This is a genomic window from Alteriqipengyuania triglochinis (assembly GCF_054655655.1).
This window is the reverse complement of sequence record NZ_BAAHNC010000001.1, coordinates 669262-683941: the sequence shown is the minus strand read 5'-3', so window position 1 is coordinate 683941 and position 14680 is coordinate 669262. Positions and strand designations below refer to the sequence as shown.

General features: G+C 65.5%; 13 protein-coding genes. 6 read left to right on the top strand and 7 right to left on the bottom strand.

Features of this window, described 5'->3' with window-relative positions:
* Window positions 1–33: 33 nt before the first annotated feature.
* On the top strand, window positions 34–885 hold the full coding sequence (locus ACYQ0L_RS03465; RefSeq protein ID WP_459787525.1) for a glutaminyl-peptide cyclotransferase: 852 nt from the start codon (window positions 34–36) through the stop codon (window positions 883–885).
* Here the strand turns inward: ACYQ0L_RS03465 and ACYQ0L_RS03460 are convergent.
* Together ACYQ0L_RS03460 and ACYQ0L_RS03455 are read right to left on the bottom strand one after the other, a co-directional pair.
* Window positions 882–2453 (bottom strand): hypothetical protein, encoded by a 1572-nt coding sequence (locus tag ACYQ0L_RS03460; RefSeq protein ID WP_459787524.1) that lies wholly within the window; start codon window positions 2451–2453, stop codon window positions 882–884. The two genes, ACYQ0L_RS03465 and ACYQ0L_RS03460, sit on opposite strands and share 4 nt — an antisense overlap.
* Before the next feature lie 22 nt (window positions 2454–2475).
* On the bottom strand, window positions 2476–4308 hold the full coding sequence (locus tag ACYQ0L_RS03455) for a DUF885 domain-containing protein (protein WP_459787523.1): 1833 nt from the start codon (window positions 4306–4308) through the stop codon (window positions 2476–2478).
* A 60-nt stretch (window positions 4309–4368) separates the two neighbouring features.
* On the opposite strand from ACYQ0L_RS03455, the gene ACYQ0L_RS03450 reads away from it, so the two are divergent.
* Window positions 4369–4584, top strand: a complete 216-nt coding sequence (locus ACYQ0L_RS03450; protein ID WP_459787522.1) for a hypothetical protein — start codon at window positions 4369–4371, stop codon at window positions 4582–4584.
* Between the two features lie 9 nt (window positions 4585–4593).
* Here the strand turns inward: ACYQ0L_RS03450 and ACYQ0L_RS03445 are convergent, their stop codons facing one another.
* Together ACYQ0L_RS03445 and ACYQ0L_RS03440 are read right to left on the bottom strand one after the other, a co-directional pair.
* Window positions 4594–5283 carry an energy transducer TonB gene (locus tag ACYQ0L_RS03445; RefSeq protein WP_459787521.1) on the bottom strand — a complete coding sequence of 230 codons (690 nt, stop codon included), beginning with the start codon at window positions 5281–5283 and terminating at the stop codon, window positions 4594–4596.
* 188 nt (window positions 5284–5471) lie between these two features.
* Entirely contained in the window at window positions 5472–6128 is a 657-nt protein-coding gene (locus ACYQ0L_RS03440; protein WP_010238692.1) for an alpha/beta hydrolase, read from the bottom strand.
* Window positions 6129–6249: 121 nt separating this feature from the next.
* Between ACYQ0L_RS03440 and ACYQ0L_RS03435 the strand changes: the two genes are divergently transcribed.
* From ACYQ0L_RS03435 to ACYQ0L_RS03425, 3 genes are all read left to right on the top strand, one after another.
* Complete coding sequence (locus ACYQ0L_RS03435) at window positions 6250–7323, top strand: cysteine desulfurase family protein (RefSeq protein WP_459787520.1); 1074 nt, start codon at window positions 6250–6252, stop codon at window positions 7321–7323.
* A 118-nt stretch (window positions 7324–7441) separates the two neighbouring features.
* Window positions 7442–8527, top strand: coding sequence for a cysteine desulfurase family protein (locus ACYQ0L_RS03430; protein WP_459787519.1), 1086 nt, complete (start codon window positions 7442–7444; stop codon window positions 8525–8527).
* A complete protein-coding gene (locus ACYQ0L_RS03425; RefSeq protein WP_459787518.1) occupies window positions 8524–8853 on the top strand; it encodes a 2Fe-2S iron-sulfur cluster-binding protein in 330 nt (109 codons plus the stop codon). Before ACYQ0L_RS03430 ends, ACYQ0L_RS03425 begins: the two co-directional genes overlap by 4 nt.
* On the opposite strand, the gene ACYQ0L_RS03420 is transcribed toward ACYQ0L_RS03425, so the two are convergent.
* From ACYQ0L_RS03420 to ACYQ0L_RS03410, 3 genes are all read right to left on the bottom strand, one after another.
* Complete coding sequence (locus ACYQ0L_RS03420; protein WP_459787517.1) at window positions 8850–9782, bottom strand: DUF4349 domain-containing protein; 933 nt, start codon at window positions 9780–9782, stop codon at window positions 8850–8852. The genes ACYQ0L_RS03425 and ACYQ0L_RS03420 overlap by 4 nt on opposite strands.
* Before the next feature lie 100 nt (window positions 9783–9882).
* A complete protein-coding gene (locus ACYQ0L_RS03415; RefSeq protein WP_459787516.1) occupies window positions 9883–11583 on the bottom strand; it encodes a mechanosensitive ion channel family protein in 1701 nt (566 codons plus the stop codon).
* A gap of 112 nt (window positions 11584–11695) precedes the next feature.
* Window positions 11696–12241 (bottom strand): type 1 glutamine amidotransferase domain-containing protein, encoded by a 546-nt coding sequence (locus ACYQ0L_RS03410; protein ID WP_459787515.1) that lies wholly within the window; start codon window positions 12239–12241, stop codon window positions 11696–11698.
* A gap of 105 nt (window positions 12242–12346) precedes the next feature.
* Here ACYQ0L_RS03410 and parC point away from each other — a divergent pair, with 105 nt between their 5' ends.
* Window positions 12347–14641, top strand: coding sequence for a DNA topoisomerase IV subunit A (gene parC, locus ACYQ0L_RS03405; protein ID WP_459787514.1), 2295 nt, complete (start codon window positions 12347–12349; stop codon window positions 14639–14641).
* Window positions 14642–14680 lie beyond the last annotated feature (39 nt).

Here is a 14680-nt window from a genome sequence, read left to right as displayed (position 1 = left end):
ATGGTCAGGCGCGATGGAGCTTGATGGGAAACTATGCCGATCCACCCGATCCTGTCGCTCTCGCTCGCCCTAGCCGCACTCGCGACGCCGGTCGCCGCGCAGACTGCACCGCTGGCCCAGTCCACACCGGTCCAGTCTGCACCTGCAGAGTCCGCGGCTCCTGCCGAAACCGGGCCCGTCGTCTACGATGCGCAGGTCGTCGCGCGGTTTCCGCACGATCCGACTGCCTATACGCAGGGGCTGCTGTGGCATGACGGGCATCTGTACGAGAGTACGGGTCGCGAAGGCCAGTCGCAGGTCCGGCGCGTGGACCTCGCCAGCGGCGAGGTGCTCGCCGCGAGCGACATCCCCACCGATCAGTTCGGCGAAGGGCTTGCCCTGTGGGGCGACGAACTGGTCAGCCTGACATGGCGCAACGGGGTCATCCACCGCTGGGCACTCGGCACGCTGGCGCCGGTGCGCAGCGATCCCTTCGCGTTCGAAGGCTGGGGGCTCGCGGTGCTGGGCGACCAGCTGGTCGCATCCGATGGCAGCGCAACCTTGCGGTTCCTCGATCCCGAAACCTACTCGGTCGAGCGCGAAATCGAAGTCTCGCTCGACGACCGGCCGGTCCCGCGTCTCAACGAGCTGGAAGTGGTCGACGGGCTCATCTGGGCGAACCAGTGGTATAGCCAGGTGATCGTAGGCATCGATCCGCAGACCGGCGCGATCCGCAAGATCGTGGACCTGAGCCCGCTGGTGGAAGAGGTCGCGGCGGCCGATCCGGGCGGGGTACTCAACGGCATCGCTCATGATCCCGAAAAGGATCGCTGGTTCGTCACCGGCAAGCTGTGGCCGACCCTGTTCGAGGTGAGGCTGGTGCCGCGCGGGACCGTGAAACCCTAGCCCGCGTTCTCCTCGCCGCCGTCTCCGCCGGACCCTTCCTCGATCTGGAAGTAGAGGGACATCGGCAGCTGGTCGGGGCCGACGGGCGTTCCCTCGTCGAACTTCGCCAGCGCCTCGCGCAGCTTCCGGGCCCGGTCCGAAAGCTCGCCGCCGTGGGGATTGAAGGTCAGCGACAATAGCGTCTGCCGGGCATCTGCGATCCGGCCCTGTTCGGCCTGCATCAGCGCGGTCTGAAAGATGAGGCTGAGATCGAACGGCGCCAGTTCCAACGCCCATTCGAGCGCTTGGCGAGCCAGATCGGGCACCGGTTTGCCGCGCATCTGCGCGATGCGGTAGAAATAGATCAGCGGCAGCGGGTGATCGTTCTCGCGCTTGTTCAGCGCAACCCAGGGTTGCAGCGAGGCATCCCAGTCCGCGTCCGCCCCTGCATCGCTCGCCTTCGCGAACAGTGCGAACCCTTTCTGGACGTAGGGGTTGGTGAGCGTGGGATCGATCGCGATCGCCCGGTCCGCCGCGGCGATCGCTTCGTCGGGATGGCCAGCGTCGTATTCCGCTTCGGCCAGCGCCGCCAGCACGCCCGGATCGTCCGGGTACTTCGCTGCGATCTCGCGCGCATCGACGAGCAGTTCCAGCGCCTGTTCGCGGTTTACGCCGCGCTGCGAGCGGATCTGAACGGCGATCATCTCGTCCATCCCTTCGCTCAACGTGCTGACCGAAACCGGCCTGATCGGCAGCATGTCGGCCGAAAGCGCAAACGAGCTCATGCGCGAGGAGTTGAGGTAATCGTCGAGATCGTCCTGCAGTTCGTCGAGATCGCCGAAGCCTTCCTGCGCGGCTTCCAGCGGCGGCTTGCCATTGATCAGCGCAGCCCAGTAGGTCTGCAGCTGGCCGCGACGCTCATCCTCGAAGTAGAGGTAGTGATACAGCAGCCAGCTGCGTCCGTAGAACGCATCGTAGCCATTGCGCCGGTTCTCCTCGTAAAGGTCGGGATCGAACAGTTCGCGAACCGAAACGTCGCGTGCGTGGTAGAGTTCACCGGCGCGATGCACCGCGGGCCTGCCGATACCAACCCCGTCGTCCCGCGGAAAATTGGCGGAGGCGTAAAATTCTGCGGCCCCTTCCGAAATCCACCTCGGCATCGCGAAACGCGAGCTGCTGATCAGGAAATGATGCGCGTATTCGTGCAGGAGGACCGTCAGCGAAAAATCGGGATCACGACGGATCGAACCGATCTTCTGGACGAAGGCGCGCGAGCCGCCCGCTCGCGGAACGTAGAAGCCGCCGACGAACTTGGCATCGCCCCCGTACAGCTTCTGCACGTCGCGCTCGCCACCGACGACGAAGATCGTCACCCGGTTGGATGGGCTGGGGCTCGCCTGATCGCGCCCGGTGATGAAGGCCATCGCGGCGTGATAGCGTTCCAGCGCCTCTCCGAAAGCGAGCAGATCGCGCTCGCTGTCGTCGGCGTAGATCACGAAATGCTCGCTTTCGGCCTTGCGCCAGTGCGCTTGCGCGCCCGACGGCAGGCCGATCAGCAAGGCGGCGAACAAAATTCCCTTCCAGGCCATGTACCCCCATTGCCCCCGTATCCTATGTGGCAGCGTTCCCGATATAGCGCGAAACCGTCTTTTCCATGACATCGAGCGGCGAGTTGCCGCCGAGAATCACGGCGGTGTTGAACGCCTTGAAGTCGTAGGCATCGCCCAGTTCGCTCTTCGCCCGGGCGCGCTGGGCCACGATCTGCGAATGGCCGATCTTGTAGCCGCAGGCCTGGCCCGGCCAGCTGCAATAGCGATCGACCTCGCTCGCCACTTCCTCCGCCTTGCTGCCGTTGCGCTCGACGAAGAACTGGCGCCCCTGTTCGCGCGTCCAGCGCTTGTGGTGCATGCCGGTGTCGACCACCAGTCGGCATGCGCGGAAGGCGAGGCTTTGGAGATAGCCGAGGCGGCCGACCTGGAAATCGTCGTAGGCGCCAAGCTCGTCGGCCAGCTGCTCGCCATAGAGCGCCCACCCTTCGGAAAAGGCGTTGAACGCGAGGATCGAGCGGATCAGCGGCAGGCGGTTGGAGAAGGTGCCTTCCCACGCATGGCCGGGAATGCTCTCGTGATAGGTCAGGTCGGCGAGGTCGTATTTGCGGTGCAGGTCCGTGGTGCGCAGGTTGATCCACATGCGCGCCGGGATCGACCCGTCCTTGCTGCCCGCGCCGCCATAGGCACCCGGCGCCCCGGGCTCTTCGGCCAGCGGCAGGCGGCGCACCTCGACATTGGGATCGACCAGCTGGTTGAAGGCACGCGGCATCTGCGCGGTGATCCAGTCGATCCGGTCATGGATGAAGTCCATGATCTGCTTGCGGCCCGGATCGCCCTCGGCAAACTGGTAGCGCTTGTCGGTGCTGAGCGCCTGCATCCGCTCACCCACCGTGCCGCTGTCGTAGCCGATGTCGCGCAGGATCGGATCCATCCGTGCGTGCAGCGATTCCAGCTCTTCCAGCCCCTGTTCGTGGATTTCGTCGGGGGAGAGCGTGGTGGTGGTGCTGGCCTTCAGCGCCCAGCGATACCATTCGGGCCCGCCGGGCTGCGCCCACATGCCGGCATTGGAGGTGGCACGCGCGCGTTCGGTCTTCAGCTCGGCGAGCTGGCGCTGGAGCGCGGGGACGATATCGCGCTCGACGATGCTCCCGGCGGTGCGCATTGCCGCATCGCGCGCGCCCTCGGGCGCTTTTTCGAGCGGTTTGACATAGTCCTGCGGTGCCGATGCGATGCTCGCCTCCATCGCGGCGATAGCCTTGTCGAGCAGGAAGTCGGGCGGGATCACGCCCAGCGCGCGCGCCGCCTGCAGGCGCTCGAGTTCGCCGTCGAGCGCGGTATCGACGCTGTCGAGCCGTTCGAGATAGTAACCGACATCGCTCGCATCCTCGAGCGGGTGCGAGGAATCCAGGAAGCGCGGCATGTCGAGATAGGTGCCGACGTTCTGGATCACGACGTAGGGCGCATTGCGCCAGCTGCCGACCGCGACATCGCCATAGGGCTGTTCGAACCCTTCGACCGCCGTCGAGAAGGCGCTGCGCACCACCTGGAAGCTGGTCTGCTGTTCGGGCGACAGGCCGCTTTCGTCGAGCCCGTCCATCTGGCCGACCACCCAGCGCAGATAGGACGCATATTCGCGCTGGCCGGCGGGCGACTGGTCTTCGATCTGGCCGCGCAGGCTGGCATATTCGCCCGTATCGACGCCGAGGCTGGTCGCACGCTCGGGTTCGTACCTCAGCATTGCGTAGGCGACATCGTCGAGCCATTCGCCGGGCGCGAGCGTCATGTCGCGCAAACGGGGGGAGCTGCCGGTGGCGGTGCAGCCGCCGATGGTGAGGGCGGAAGAAGCGGCGAGGCCGGCCAGCGTCTGGCGGCGGGTCAGGGAAAATGCTGTCATGACGTCCACGATGCGCTGCGCCCGCTTTCGCGTCAATCGGGGAGCGGCTAAGGCGAAAGAATGCTCGATATGGTTCTCTCGCTGCTCGTCCTTGCTGCCATCGTCTTGATCGTCGGGGCGGTTATCCTGTTCCGCAAGGGGCAGCGCAAGCAGGCGGGGCTGATGGTGCTCGCGGCGCTGGTCGCGCTGATGAATGTCGCGATCTGGACGATCCCCGATTCCGAGGGCCGCGCGCCGATCGACAGCGCGTCGGCCCCCGAAGCCGGGCAGGACTAGACTGTCCTGTCAGTCAGGCAGCTGCCAGCGCACGGCGCCGTTGTAACTGCCTGCGACCGCGCGGCCATCGGCGTTCTGGGCGGGCGAGAAGCGCGCGCGCCGCTCGACCAGCTGGCAGGTCGCCTGGTCGAGCGCGGAAATCCCGTTGGACCTCGTGATCGCGCAGTTCTCGACCTTGCCGCTGGCGCCGACCTTGAGGCGGAAGCCCACCGTTCCTTCGTAGTCGCGTGAGATCCACGCGCTGCGATAATCGCTTTGCGTCACCCAGCTGCCCGGACTGTTCGACGGGCGCGCTGCCACCGGATCGAAGCTGGGCGTGGGGCTTGGCGGTGGTGGTGGCGGGTCCAGCGTCGGCAGGACGGATGGAATCACGTTCGGCATCGGCGGAGCGGGCGGAAGGATGATGTCGGTGGTGTCGACCTGCGGCGGATTGTTGTTGAGGGTGACCGGCGGCATGGGAGTCATGATTTCGCGCGAGGAGGTCGGCGTGTCGGGCCGCGGCGTTTCGACCGGATCGGGCGGCGGCGGGGCCGGGGGCAGCTCGATCTGGCCACCCACCAGCGGCGGCGGGTCGGACTTCGCGAACTCGCCCGTCGCAAGGCCGTAGATCAGCAGCGCGCCGATCCCCGCATGGATTCCTGCCACTGCCGCGATTGCAGGCAACCGGTTCTGCGATTGGTTGGCATAGGCGTAAGCCATGGACATCTCTCCTGTTTTCTGGCGGCCGACTTTCTGCCGACTCAAGAGAGATGATACAGCATTACTATGAATGCAGTATAGATGGTATAACGTTTCAAAAAGAGATCGAATAGAGACACGACTAGAAGCCCCGCAACTGCGGGGTTCGATGTGTCAGGAAAGCCTGGCGGCCTGCGCCGCCAGCGCGCTCAGCGGATCGGGCAGGAGGGATCGAGGCGGAAATCGAGGTAGTTGTTCACCGCGCCCATCATCTCGTCGTGCTCCTTCTCGAAGAAGTGGTTGGCACGCGGGATTTCTTCGTGGTGGATGGTGATGTGCTTCTGCGTCCGCAGCTTCTCGACCAGCTTGGTGACGGCGGGCGGAGGCACCACCGTGTCGGCCGCGCCGTGGACGAAGATGCCGCTGGCGGGGCAGGGGGCGAGGAAGCTGAAGTCGTACATGCTCGCCGGCGCACCGACTGAGATGAAGCCGCGAATTTCTGGGCGGCGCATCAGCAGTTGCATGCCGATCAATGCACCGAAGCTGACGCCAGCCACCCAGGTGACCTGCGCCTCTTCATGGATCGACTGAATCCAGTCGAGCGCGCTGGCCGCGTCGGACAATTCGCCGATGCCATTGTCGAAGCTGCCCTGGCTGCGGCCCACGCCGCGGAAATTGAACCGCAGCGTCGCGAAACCGCGATCGACGAAGGTCTTGTACAGGCTCTGCGTGATCCGCTCGTTCATCGTGCCGCCGCCCTGCGGGTGCGGGTGGAGGATCAGCGCGACCGGCGCACGCGGGCGCGGCGGGGGCGAGAAACGGCCTTCGAGGCGGCCTTCGGGGCCGGGGAAGATGACGGTGGGCATGAGTGCTGTGATCCGGAAATAGCTAAGCTGGCACAAGCGGCGGTGGCGCGCGCGAGGAGGGCGGCTATATAGGCTTTATGCCGCATTTCGCAATTACTTCGAGCATCCAGGTGCGTATCTGATGGCGTGTAGCCGTATCTATCTCGACCACGCCGCCACCTCCCCGCTCCGGCCCGAGGCCAAAGCGGCGATGGACGAGGGGTTCGCGATCTGGGCCAACCCGAGTTCCCCCCACGCCGAGGGCCGCCGCGCCAAGCAGGCGCTGGAGGATGCCCGCTCGCGGGTGAAGGCGGCGCTGGGGTGGGACGGCGAGGTGATCTTTACCAGCGGCGCGAGTGAAAGTGCGCTGCTTGCGTTCGACCATGCCGCCGTGACCCACGAGGCGGTAAGCGTCGTCGAGCATGATGCGATTTACGGCTTTTGCGAGGCTCGCGACCTTCCCTCGATCCCGGTTGATGGGGAAGGGAACGTTGACCTTGAGGTGCTGGGCGAGCTGATCGAGCCATCACCGGTGGTGGACGGGCGGGAGAGCCGCTCGCTCGTTGCAGTCCAGCACGTGAATTCCGAAACCGGTACGATTCAGGACATCGGGGCGATAGCGGACGTGGTTCACGCCCACGGCGGGCTTTTGCTCGTCGATTGCGCGCAAAGTGCGGGGAAACTGCCGCTGCCAGATTGCGACATGGCGATCGTCTCGGCCCACAAGTTCGGTGGTCCGATCGGCGTGGGCGCGCTGCTGGTCCGTAATTTCGCGATGCTCAAGCCGACGGGTGGTCACGAACGCGGCTACCGGAGGGGGACGGAGAACCTGCCCGGAATTCTCGGCATGGCGGCGGCGCTGGAAGCCGGCGGAATTGAGAATTGGGCCACGACGGTCGAGCAGCAGCTGGATTTCAAGAACGAACTCTTCCGGCATGGAGAAGTCCTGCGGATGGGGATGCACTGCTCGCATATCATCGCCGTCTCCCATCCCACGATGAGCGCACAGGCCCAGCTCATCCGGCTCGACGCGAAGGGCTTTGCGGTGTCGGCGGGCAGCGCGTGTTCTTCCGGCACGCTCAAGAAAAGCCGTGTGCTGGGTGCCTTCGGCGTGCCCGACGATGTCGCCGCGCGCACGATCCGGGTAAGCATTGGGTGGAGTACGACGGGCGAGGAACTGGATGCGTTTGCCGGAGGGTGGCGGAGCCTCTCCTAGCCTCCCCCGTCACCCCGGACTTGATCCGGGGGCGGGCTTCTTCTTTCCAGCGCGCCGCAAGAAAGCCTTGCCCCGGATCATGTCCGGGGCGACGTATTGGTAGGATGAGAGCAACAGTATGATCTACCTCGACTACCAGGCCACCACCCCGCTCGCGCCGGAAGCGCGTGAGGCGATGCTGGCGTGGCTCGGCGGACCCGACTCCGAAACCTTCGGCAACCCGCACAGCCCGCACCGCATGGGCCGCGCGGCGGCGGCGGCGGTCGAGGTGGCGCGCGAACAGATTGCGACGCTGTTTCCTCCGGGCGGGCAGGTGATCTTAACCGGCAGCGCGACTGAAGCGCTCAATCTGGCGATCCGGGGCACTGCCGCTGTCCGCTCGGGCGAGCACATCGCCTTCAGCGCGATCGAGCATGCGGCGGTGATCGACACCGTCAAGGCGATCGGCAACTGGACCGAACTGCCGGTCGGCGCGGACGGAGTGATCGTGCCGGACGTCGATATGCCTAAATATGTCGGTCTGCTCTGCGTGATGCAGCTCAATAACGAGATCGGCACCATCCAGCCCATCACCGAAATGGCAAAGCGCGCCAAGGAGACCGGCGCGCTGCTGCTGGTCGACGGGGTACAGGCGGCGGGCAAGATGGCCCTCCCGCAAGAAGCCGACATGATCGCGGTCAGCGCGCATAAGCTGCACGGTCCCAAGGGTATTGGCGCGCTGTGGGTGCGCGATGGGTTGTCGCTGACTCCGCATATCGAGGGCGGCGGGCAGGAGCAGGGGCTGCGCTCGGGTACGCTTTCGCCCGCGCTGTGCGCCGGGTTCGGCGCGGCGGCGGCGCTCGGGGTCGAGTGGCAGGAGGAAGACGCCGCGCATGTGGAAGAGCTGTGGCACATCGCCCGCGACGCCTTCTCCGGCTGCACGCTCAATGGCAGTGCCGAGCAGCGCTGGCACGGCAATCTCAACATCCGGAAGGACGGCCTAGACGTCTCTCGGCTGATGAGCGAATGCCGCGAAGTGATGTTCTCCGCCGGGTCGGCCTGCGCCAGCGGATCGGGCCGGACGAGCCATGTACTGCGTGCGATCGGGCTCACCGACGCGCAGGCGAAATCGTCGATCCGCCTCGGCTGGGGGCGCTACACCACGCGCGAGGATATGCAGCGTGCGTGCACACTCATACTCGATATGGCGGAGAGCCAGGCATGAAGGTCATCTTTCACAAGGCAGACGGGCAGCGCGTCGAGGCCGAGGGGCAGGCGGGCGACGTGCTGCTGCGCGTCGCGCAGGCGGCGGGGATGCCGCTGGAGGGCACCTGCGAGGGGCAGATGGCCTGTTCCACCTGTCACGTGCTCGTCGCGAAGGACTGGTTCGCTCAGCTGCCCGAAGCGAGCGAGGACGAGGAAGACATGCTCGACCTCGCCTATGGCGTGCGCCCGACCAGCCGTCTGTCGTGCCAGATCACGCTGACCGACGCGCTCGACGGGCTGGAAGTCACCATCCCTGCCGATGCGCACGACATGAGCCGGGGCTAGTCCGTGTTGGCGGCTCTTTCCTCGCGCCGCCGCAGCCAGCGGAACAGCCGCCAGAGGCCGTACCCGATCAGGCCGAGCGGCAGAAAAATCGTCAGCAGCAGGATCAGCCCGCCGATCACATTGCCTGCGACCGGCCCGATCGAGCTTACCGCCCTGCGGATCGGCTCGACGAAACCGCCGGGGCGTGCGCCCTCGCTCTGGTAGGTTACGGTGATCCGTGAATAGGCCACGCGGCCGCGCATTTCCTGCAGCCAGCTGCGCGCCTGGTCGATCTCCTCGTTGACCTGTGCCACGCCGCGTTCGGCCTCGACCAGTTCCTGCACGCTGCCCTTGCGGGTGTGCAGCACTTCCATCAAACGATCGCGCAGCACTTCGCGGCTGCGCAGGCGCGCTTCGGTGTCGACGATCTGCTTGGACAGATCCTCTCCCCCGATGCTCGACGAGATCTGGCTGCCGCCCTCGGACTCGACCGCTTGTGCCAGTTCGCGGCCGAAATCGCGCGCCCTGTCCGCCGCGACCGACAGCTCCAGCCGGCCGTAGCCGTACTCGTCTTCTGCGCCGTTCTGTTCGAGCGAGCGGACCTGGCAGGTCAGCGGGCCCAAGTTTTCGCACATGTCGGCATGGCGTTCCTGCAAGGGCGCGATTTCTTCGCGTGGGACACGGAAGCCGTAGGAATAGACATAGGCGATCTTGGGTGCGGCGGCCGGAATTTCGGGGATCGAGGCGGTCTCAGGCGCGGAGCCATCCGCTGGCACTGCTCCGGCCTCGCTCTGCGCAGCCGGGGGCGGGGGCGCCATATCGGCGATCCGCTCTTGCGCGATGTCCGCGGTCGTGACCGCTTCGGTCGTTTCATAGGAGCTGTTGTCCGAACACGCGGCCAGCGCGAGCGCGGCGCCGGATACGATCAGCAAGGAACGTCGAGCAGGCATGAACACTCTCCCATCACATTATGGCCATAATCATGCCTTGATTTAGACACAATCTCAAGCGCGGTGCATGGGAGAGAGATTGCCGTTCCTTTTAAGGAGCTTATTCGTTCTGGCTGCCGAAACTCACTTCGCGTTCGCGCGCGAAAAAGGCGGGCATCGGCTCGTTTGTGGCGTCGAGTCGTGCTGCGTAGGCCAGCATGTGTTCGCGCACGCGGCAGTGCATCGACCAACCGGTTTTCGGGTCTGACGCGCGCGCCATGAAGCGTACCGTCTTGGCCCGTGCGTCCTGACCGACGACTTCGCAGACCGCATCCTCGTGATCGATCACGTCCTCGTCCTGCTGCGCGAAGCGCAGGAATTCCTCGCGCAGCGCGTCCACATCGGCGCGGTTGTCCAGCTCCAGCTCGACATGGGTCATCAGGCTCGCGTCCTGCTTGGTCCAGTTTTCGAAGCTTTCGCCGGTAAAGGTGCTGACCGGGGCGATCACGCGGCGTTCGTCCCATGTGCGCAGGCGCAGGTGGGTAAAGCCGATTTTCTCGACGAAGCACCATTGCCCGTCGAATTGCACGGCATCGCCGATCCGCGCGGTCTGGGCAAAGGCGATCTGCACGCTCGCCATGATGTCGCCCAGCACCTTGCGCGCCGCGAAGGCGAGCACCAGGCCGAGCACCCCTGCCGAAGCGAGGATCGAGAAGCCGAGCGTGTCGGCAATGTTGCTCGCCACAAGCAGGAAGCCGACTGCGGCGAGGAGCAGCAGCGCGGTCACGATGCGGCGGATCGCGCTCATCTTGGTGTAGAAATTACGGTCCTCGTGATTGCCGGGCGCTTCGAGTGCGTCGGTCCGGCGGTTGGTCGCGAGTTCGAACAGCGCCTCGATCGCGGCGAGGGCAATACCGAGGATCGCGCCGATGACGAGGATGAGCTGGAAGGGGTCGAGCAGGTCCTTCGCGGGCCCGGAAAGCCGCAGCACCGTGTTGCGCACCAGCGCGAAGGTGCCGGCAAAGGCGAACAGGGTTGCGGGCAGGTGGACCGCCTGCAGCACGCCGCCGAGCTTGGTGTCCGTATCATGATGGGTGCGCCAGCGGCGGATCGCGAGATAGGTCGCCAGCCCTGCCAGCGCGGCGACGATCAGCACCAGCGGCAGCGCGATCAGTTCCCACCAGGCCAGAGTCCAGACGGCGGGCTCGCGTAGCGTGGCGGGCAGCATCTTCTCGAACCGGGTCGGGCCATATTGGCGGTAGAGCGCGGGCACGTTGTCGACCGTCTGGCGGCTGAAGACCCATACCGGCTCGCCCTCGGGCGCCTGCACCCGTGCGAGGCGGACGGGCACGCGGCGATTACCAAGTTCGAGCATCGCCACGCTAAGCGATCGGCGCGCAACCCCGGCCATCGGGTTCTTGCTGCTGGCATCGGTATCCATCGCATCGGGGCGATCGGGCAACTGCGCCCAATCGATCGCCACCGTGCGGTTCATCAGGTGATAGAGCTGCGCCGCGAGTTCCTCGCGCGTGAACTGCGTGCCCTCGCGCTCGATACTGGTGTAGTCCAGCGCCTGGCTCGCCGCGCGCCAGTCCTCTCGGTCCCCCGCCGTCATGAAGCTTTCGATCAGGCCCATGGGCGTGTCGAGGAACAGCTCGGGATCGCCGGTGCCTCCGACGTTCGGCGCGCTTTCCACCTGGTAGACAAGGGGCGAAGAGTCTTGTGCGACCTGCCTTTCCGACTGCGCTTGGGCTGGGGCGAGCAGCCCGGTGAGCAGGAGGGCGAACGCCGCGATGGCCGGGGCAAGGCGAGATGAAACCATGCCCTTTCAATGCGGTGGCGGCACGATGGGTCCGAAGGGGCCCTGGCCAGACGGACGAGAGCCCCGCCGCAGTGCTGCGACGGGGCTCTCGATAATCGGAAGTGTGGGGAGGTTATGCGTTTTCGGAAACGCGCTCCTTCACACGGCTGATCAGGCGTTCGGAGAAGGCGGGGATGTCATCCGGATTGCGGCTGGTGATCAGATTGCCGTCTTCGGCCACTTCCTGATCGACCACGTTCGCGCCTGCATTCTGCATGTCGGTGCGGATCGAGTGGTAGCTGGTCAGCGTCTTGCCCTTTACCAGATCGGCTTCGATCAGCAGCCACGGTGCGTGGCAGATCGCGGCGATCGGCTTGCCCGCGGCATTGAACTCGCGAACGATTGCAACCGCGCGATCGTTGACGCGCAGCAGGTCGGGATTGATCTGGCCGCCGGGGAGGAGAAGGGCGTCGTAGCCTTCGCAGTTGGCGACGTCGTCCACGGTCTTGTCGACCTTGATCGTCTTGCCCCAGTCGTCCTTGTCCCAAGCCTTGATTTCACCGGCTTCGAGGCTGACCACCTCGGTTTCGATGCCGGCATTTTCGAGGTTCTGCTTGGGGTCGAACAGTTCCGATTGCTCGAAGCCGTTGGTGGCGAGGATCATCACGCGCTTGGTCATGGAAATTACCTTTCGTGTCGAATTGCGGTTTCACGAGGTAAACGGGCGGGGAAAGACCATCGTTCCGTGCTTCTGGCCAGGGCGAGCCGGTGGTAGGGCGAGCCGATGCCTTCTTCCGATCCTGGCTCGAAAGAGCCCGATTCCCCTGCTGCCGTCGTCGATGCGAAGTTCGAAACTGCGCTGTCGGAGCGCTACCTCGTCTATGCGCTGTCGACGATCACCGCGCGCTCGCTGCCGGATCTGCGCGACGGGCTGAAGCCGGTTCACCGTCGCCTGCTGTGGGCGATGCGCCAGCTGCGCTTAGGGCCGGATACGGCTTACAAGAAATCCGCTCGCGTGGTGGGTGAGGTACTGGGCAAGTACCACCCGCACGGCGACACCGCCGTCTACGATGCGATGGTCCGCCTCGCGCAGCCTTTCGCGCTGCGGTATCCGCTGGTCGAAGGACAGGGCAACTTCGGCAATATCGACGGCGATAACGCCGCCGCCGCCCGCTACACCGAAGCGCGCCTGACCAAGACCGCGATGGCGTTGATGTCCGGGTTGGACGAGGGCACGGTCGATTTCGTGCCCACCTACAATAACGAGGAAGAAGAGCCGGTCATCTTCCCCGGCCTGTTCCCCAACCTGCTCGCCAACGGGGCCAGCGGGATTGCGGTGGGCATGGCGACCAACATCCCCAGCCACAACGTCGCCGAAGTGATCGACGCGACGCTGGCGGTGATCGAGAACCCCGCGATCGAGCATGCCGAGCTGATGCAGCTGGTGCAGGGCCCGGACCTCGCCACCGGTGGTCTGATCGTCGACAGCCCGGAAACCATCAGCGCCGCCTACGAGACCGGGCGCGGAAGCTTCCGTATCCGCGCGCGCTTCCATGCCGCCGAGGCGGAGAACGCGGCAGACCGCGAGGCGGGGATCGAGCGGTTGGGCGGCGGCCAGTGGCAGCTGGTCATCAGCGAAATCCCCTACCAGGTGCCAAAGGGCAAGCTGATCGAACAGATCGCGCAGGTCATCGCGGACAAGAAGGTCCCGATCCTCGAGGATGTGCGCGACGAAAGCGATGAGCAGATCCGCATCGTGCTCGTCCCGCGCAGCCGCAATGTCGACCCTGAGCTGCTCAAGGAGTCGCTCTACCGCCTGACCGACCTCGAAACGCGCTTCGGCCTCAACATGAACGTGCTCGACGCGACGCGCACGCCGATGGTGATGGGCCTCAAGGAGCTGTTGCAGAACTGGGTCGCGAGCCAGATCGACATTCTCCAGCGCCGCAGCCGCCACCGGCTGGCGAAGATCGCGGACCGGCTGGAACTGCTCGAAGGCTATATCATCGCCTTCCTCAACCTCGACCGCGTGATCGAGATCATCCGTACCGAGGACGAGCCCAAGCCGGTGATGATGGCCGAGTTCGGCCTGACCGACCGGCAGACGGAAGCCATCCTCAACATGCGGCTGCGCAGCTTGCGCAAGCTGGAGGAAATGCAGCTGCGGCAGGAGAAGGACGAACTGCTGAAGGAGCAGGAGGAGCTGAACAAGCTGCTCGACAGTCCCGCCCGCCAGCGCACGCGCCTGAAACGCGACCTCAACGCCCTGCTCAAGGAATACGGCAAGGACACGGCGCTGGGCGCGCGCCGCACGACGATCCACGAGGCCGAGCCGACGGTCGAATTCAGCATGGACGCGATGATCGAGAAGGAGCCGATCACGGTGATCCTCTCGGCCCGCGGCTGGATCCGCGCGGCGAAGGGCCATGTCGATCTGACGCAGGAATGGAAATTCAAGGAAGGCGACGAGCTTGCCTTCGTGTTCCACGCGCAGACCACCGACAAGCTGCTGATCGCGACCGACGACGGGCGCTTCTTTACCATGGGTGCGGACAAGCTGCCCGGTGCGCGCGGCTTCGGCGAGCCGGTGCGCACCATGCTCGATATCGACAACGCGGCGCACATCGTCGCCGCATGGGCGCACAAGCCGGGTGAGCGACTGCTGCTGGCGAGCACGCCGGGCAAGGGCTTCGTCGTGAAGAGCGACGATCTGCTCGCCGAAACGCGCAAGGGGCGCGCCGTGATGAACCTCAAAGGCGATGCGAAGCTCGCCAAGGTGGCGCATATCGGCGAGGGGCACGATCACGTCGCGGTCGTCGGCGACAACCGCAAGCTGGTGGTCTTCAACCTCGAGGAAATGCCGGAGATGCAGCGCGGTCAGGGCGTCCAGCTGCAGCGCTACAAGGACGGCGGCATGTCCGACGTTACCACCTTCAAGCTGGAGGAAGGCCTCAGCTGGCAAATGGGCGGCTCGGGCGAGCGCACCCGGACCGAGACCGAGATGTGGCAGTGGAAGGTCGCGCGCGGAGGCATGGGCCGCATGCCGCCGCAGGGCTTCCCGCGGGATAACCGATTCTAGGCATCAGCGTCAGACATCTCACCCCCGGACGCGGCGCGG

What these genes read in the sequence shown, in the direction of transcription:
- ACYQ0L_RS03465 (WP_459787525.1), top strand. Translation starts at nt 34, where the DNA reads ATGCCGATCCACCCGATCCTGTCGCTCTCGCTCGCCCTAGCCGCACTC.
- ACYQ0L_RS03460 (WP_459787524.1), bottom strand. Translation starts at nt 2,453, where the DNA reads ATGGCCTGGAAGGGAATTTTGTTCGCCGCCTTGCTGATCGGCCTGCCG.
- ACYQ0L_RS03455 (WP_459787523.1), bottom strand. Translation starts at nt 4,308, where the DNA reads ATGACAGCATTTTCCCTGACCCGCCGCCAGACGCTGGCCGGCCTCGCC.
- ACYQ0L_RS03450 (WP_459787522.1), top strand. Translation starts at nt 4,369, where the DNA reads ATGCTCGATATGGTTCTCTCGCTGCTCGTCCTTGCTGCCATCGTCTTG.
- ACYQ0L_RS03445 (WP_459787521.1), bottom strand. Translation starts at nt 5,283, where the DNA reads ATGGCTTACGCCTATGCCAACCAATCGCAGAACCGGTTGCCTGCAATC.
- ACYQ0L_RS03440 (WP_010238692.1), bottom strand. Translation starts at nt 6,128, where the DNA reads ATGCCCACCGTCATCTTCCCCGGCCCCGAAGGCCGCCTCGAAGGCCGT.
- ACYQ0L_RS03435 (WP_459787520.1), top strand. Translation starts at nt 6,250, where the DNA reads ATGGCGTGTAGCCGTATCTATCTCGACCACGCCGCCACCTCCCCGCTC.
- ACYQ0L_RS03430 (WP_459787519.1), top strand. Translation starts at nt 7,442, where the DNA reads ATGATCTACCTCGACTACCAGGCCACCACCCCGCTCGCGCCGGAAGCG.
- ACYQ0L_RS03425 (WP_459787518.1), top strand. Translation starts at nt 8,524, where the DNA reads ATGAAGGTCATCTTTCACAAGGCAGACGGGCAGCGCGTCGAGGCCGAG.
- ACYQ0L_RS03420 (WP_459787517.1), bottom strand. Translation starts at nt 9,782, where the DNA reads ATGCCTGCTCGACGTTCCTTGCTGATCGTATCCGGCGCCGCGCTCGCG.
- ACYQ0L_RS03415 (WP_459787516.1), bottom strand. Translation starts at nt 11,583, where the DNA reads ATGGTTTCATCTCGCCTTGCCCCGGCCATCGCGGCGTTCGCCCTCCTG.
- ACYQ0L_RS03410 (WP_459787515.1), bottom strand. Translation starts at nt 12,241, where the DNA reads ATGACCAAGCGCGTGATGATCCTCGCCACCAACGGCTTCGAGCAATCG.
- parC (WP_459787514.1), top strand. Translation starts at nt 12,347, where the DNA reads ATGCCTTCTTCCGATCCTGGCTCGAAAGAGCCCGATTCCCCTGCTGCC.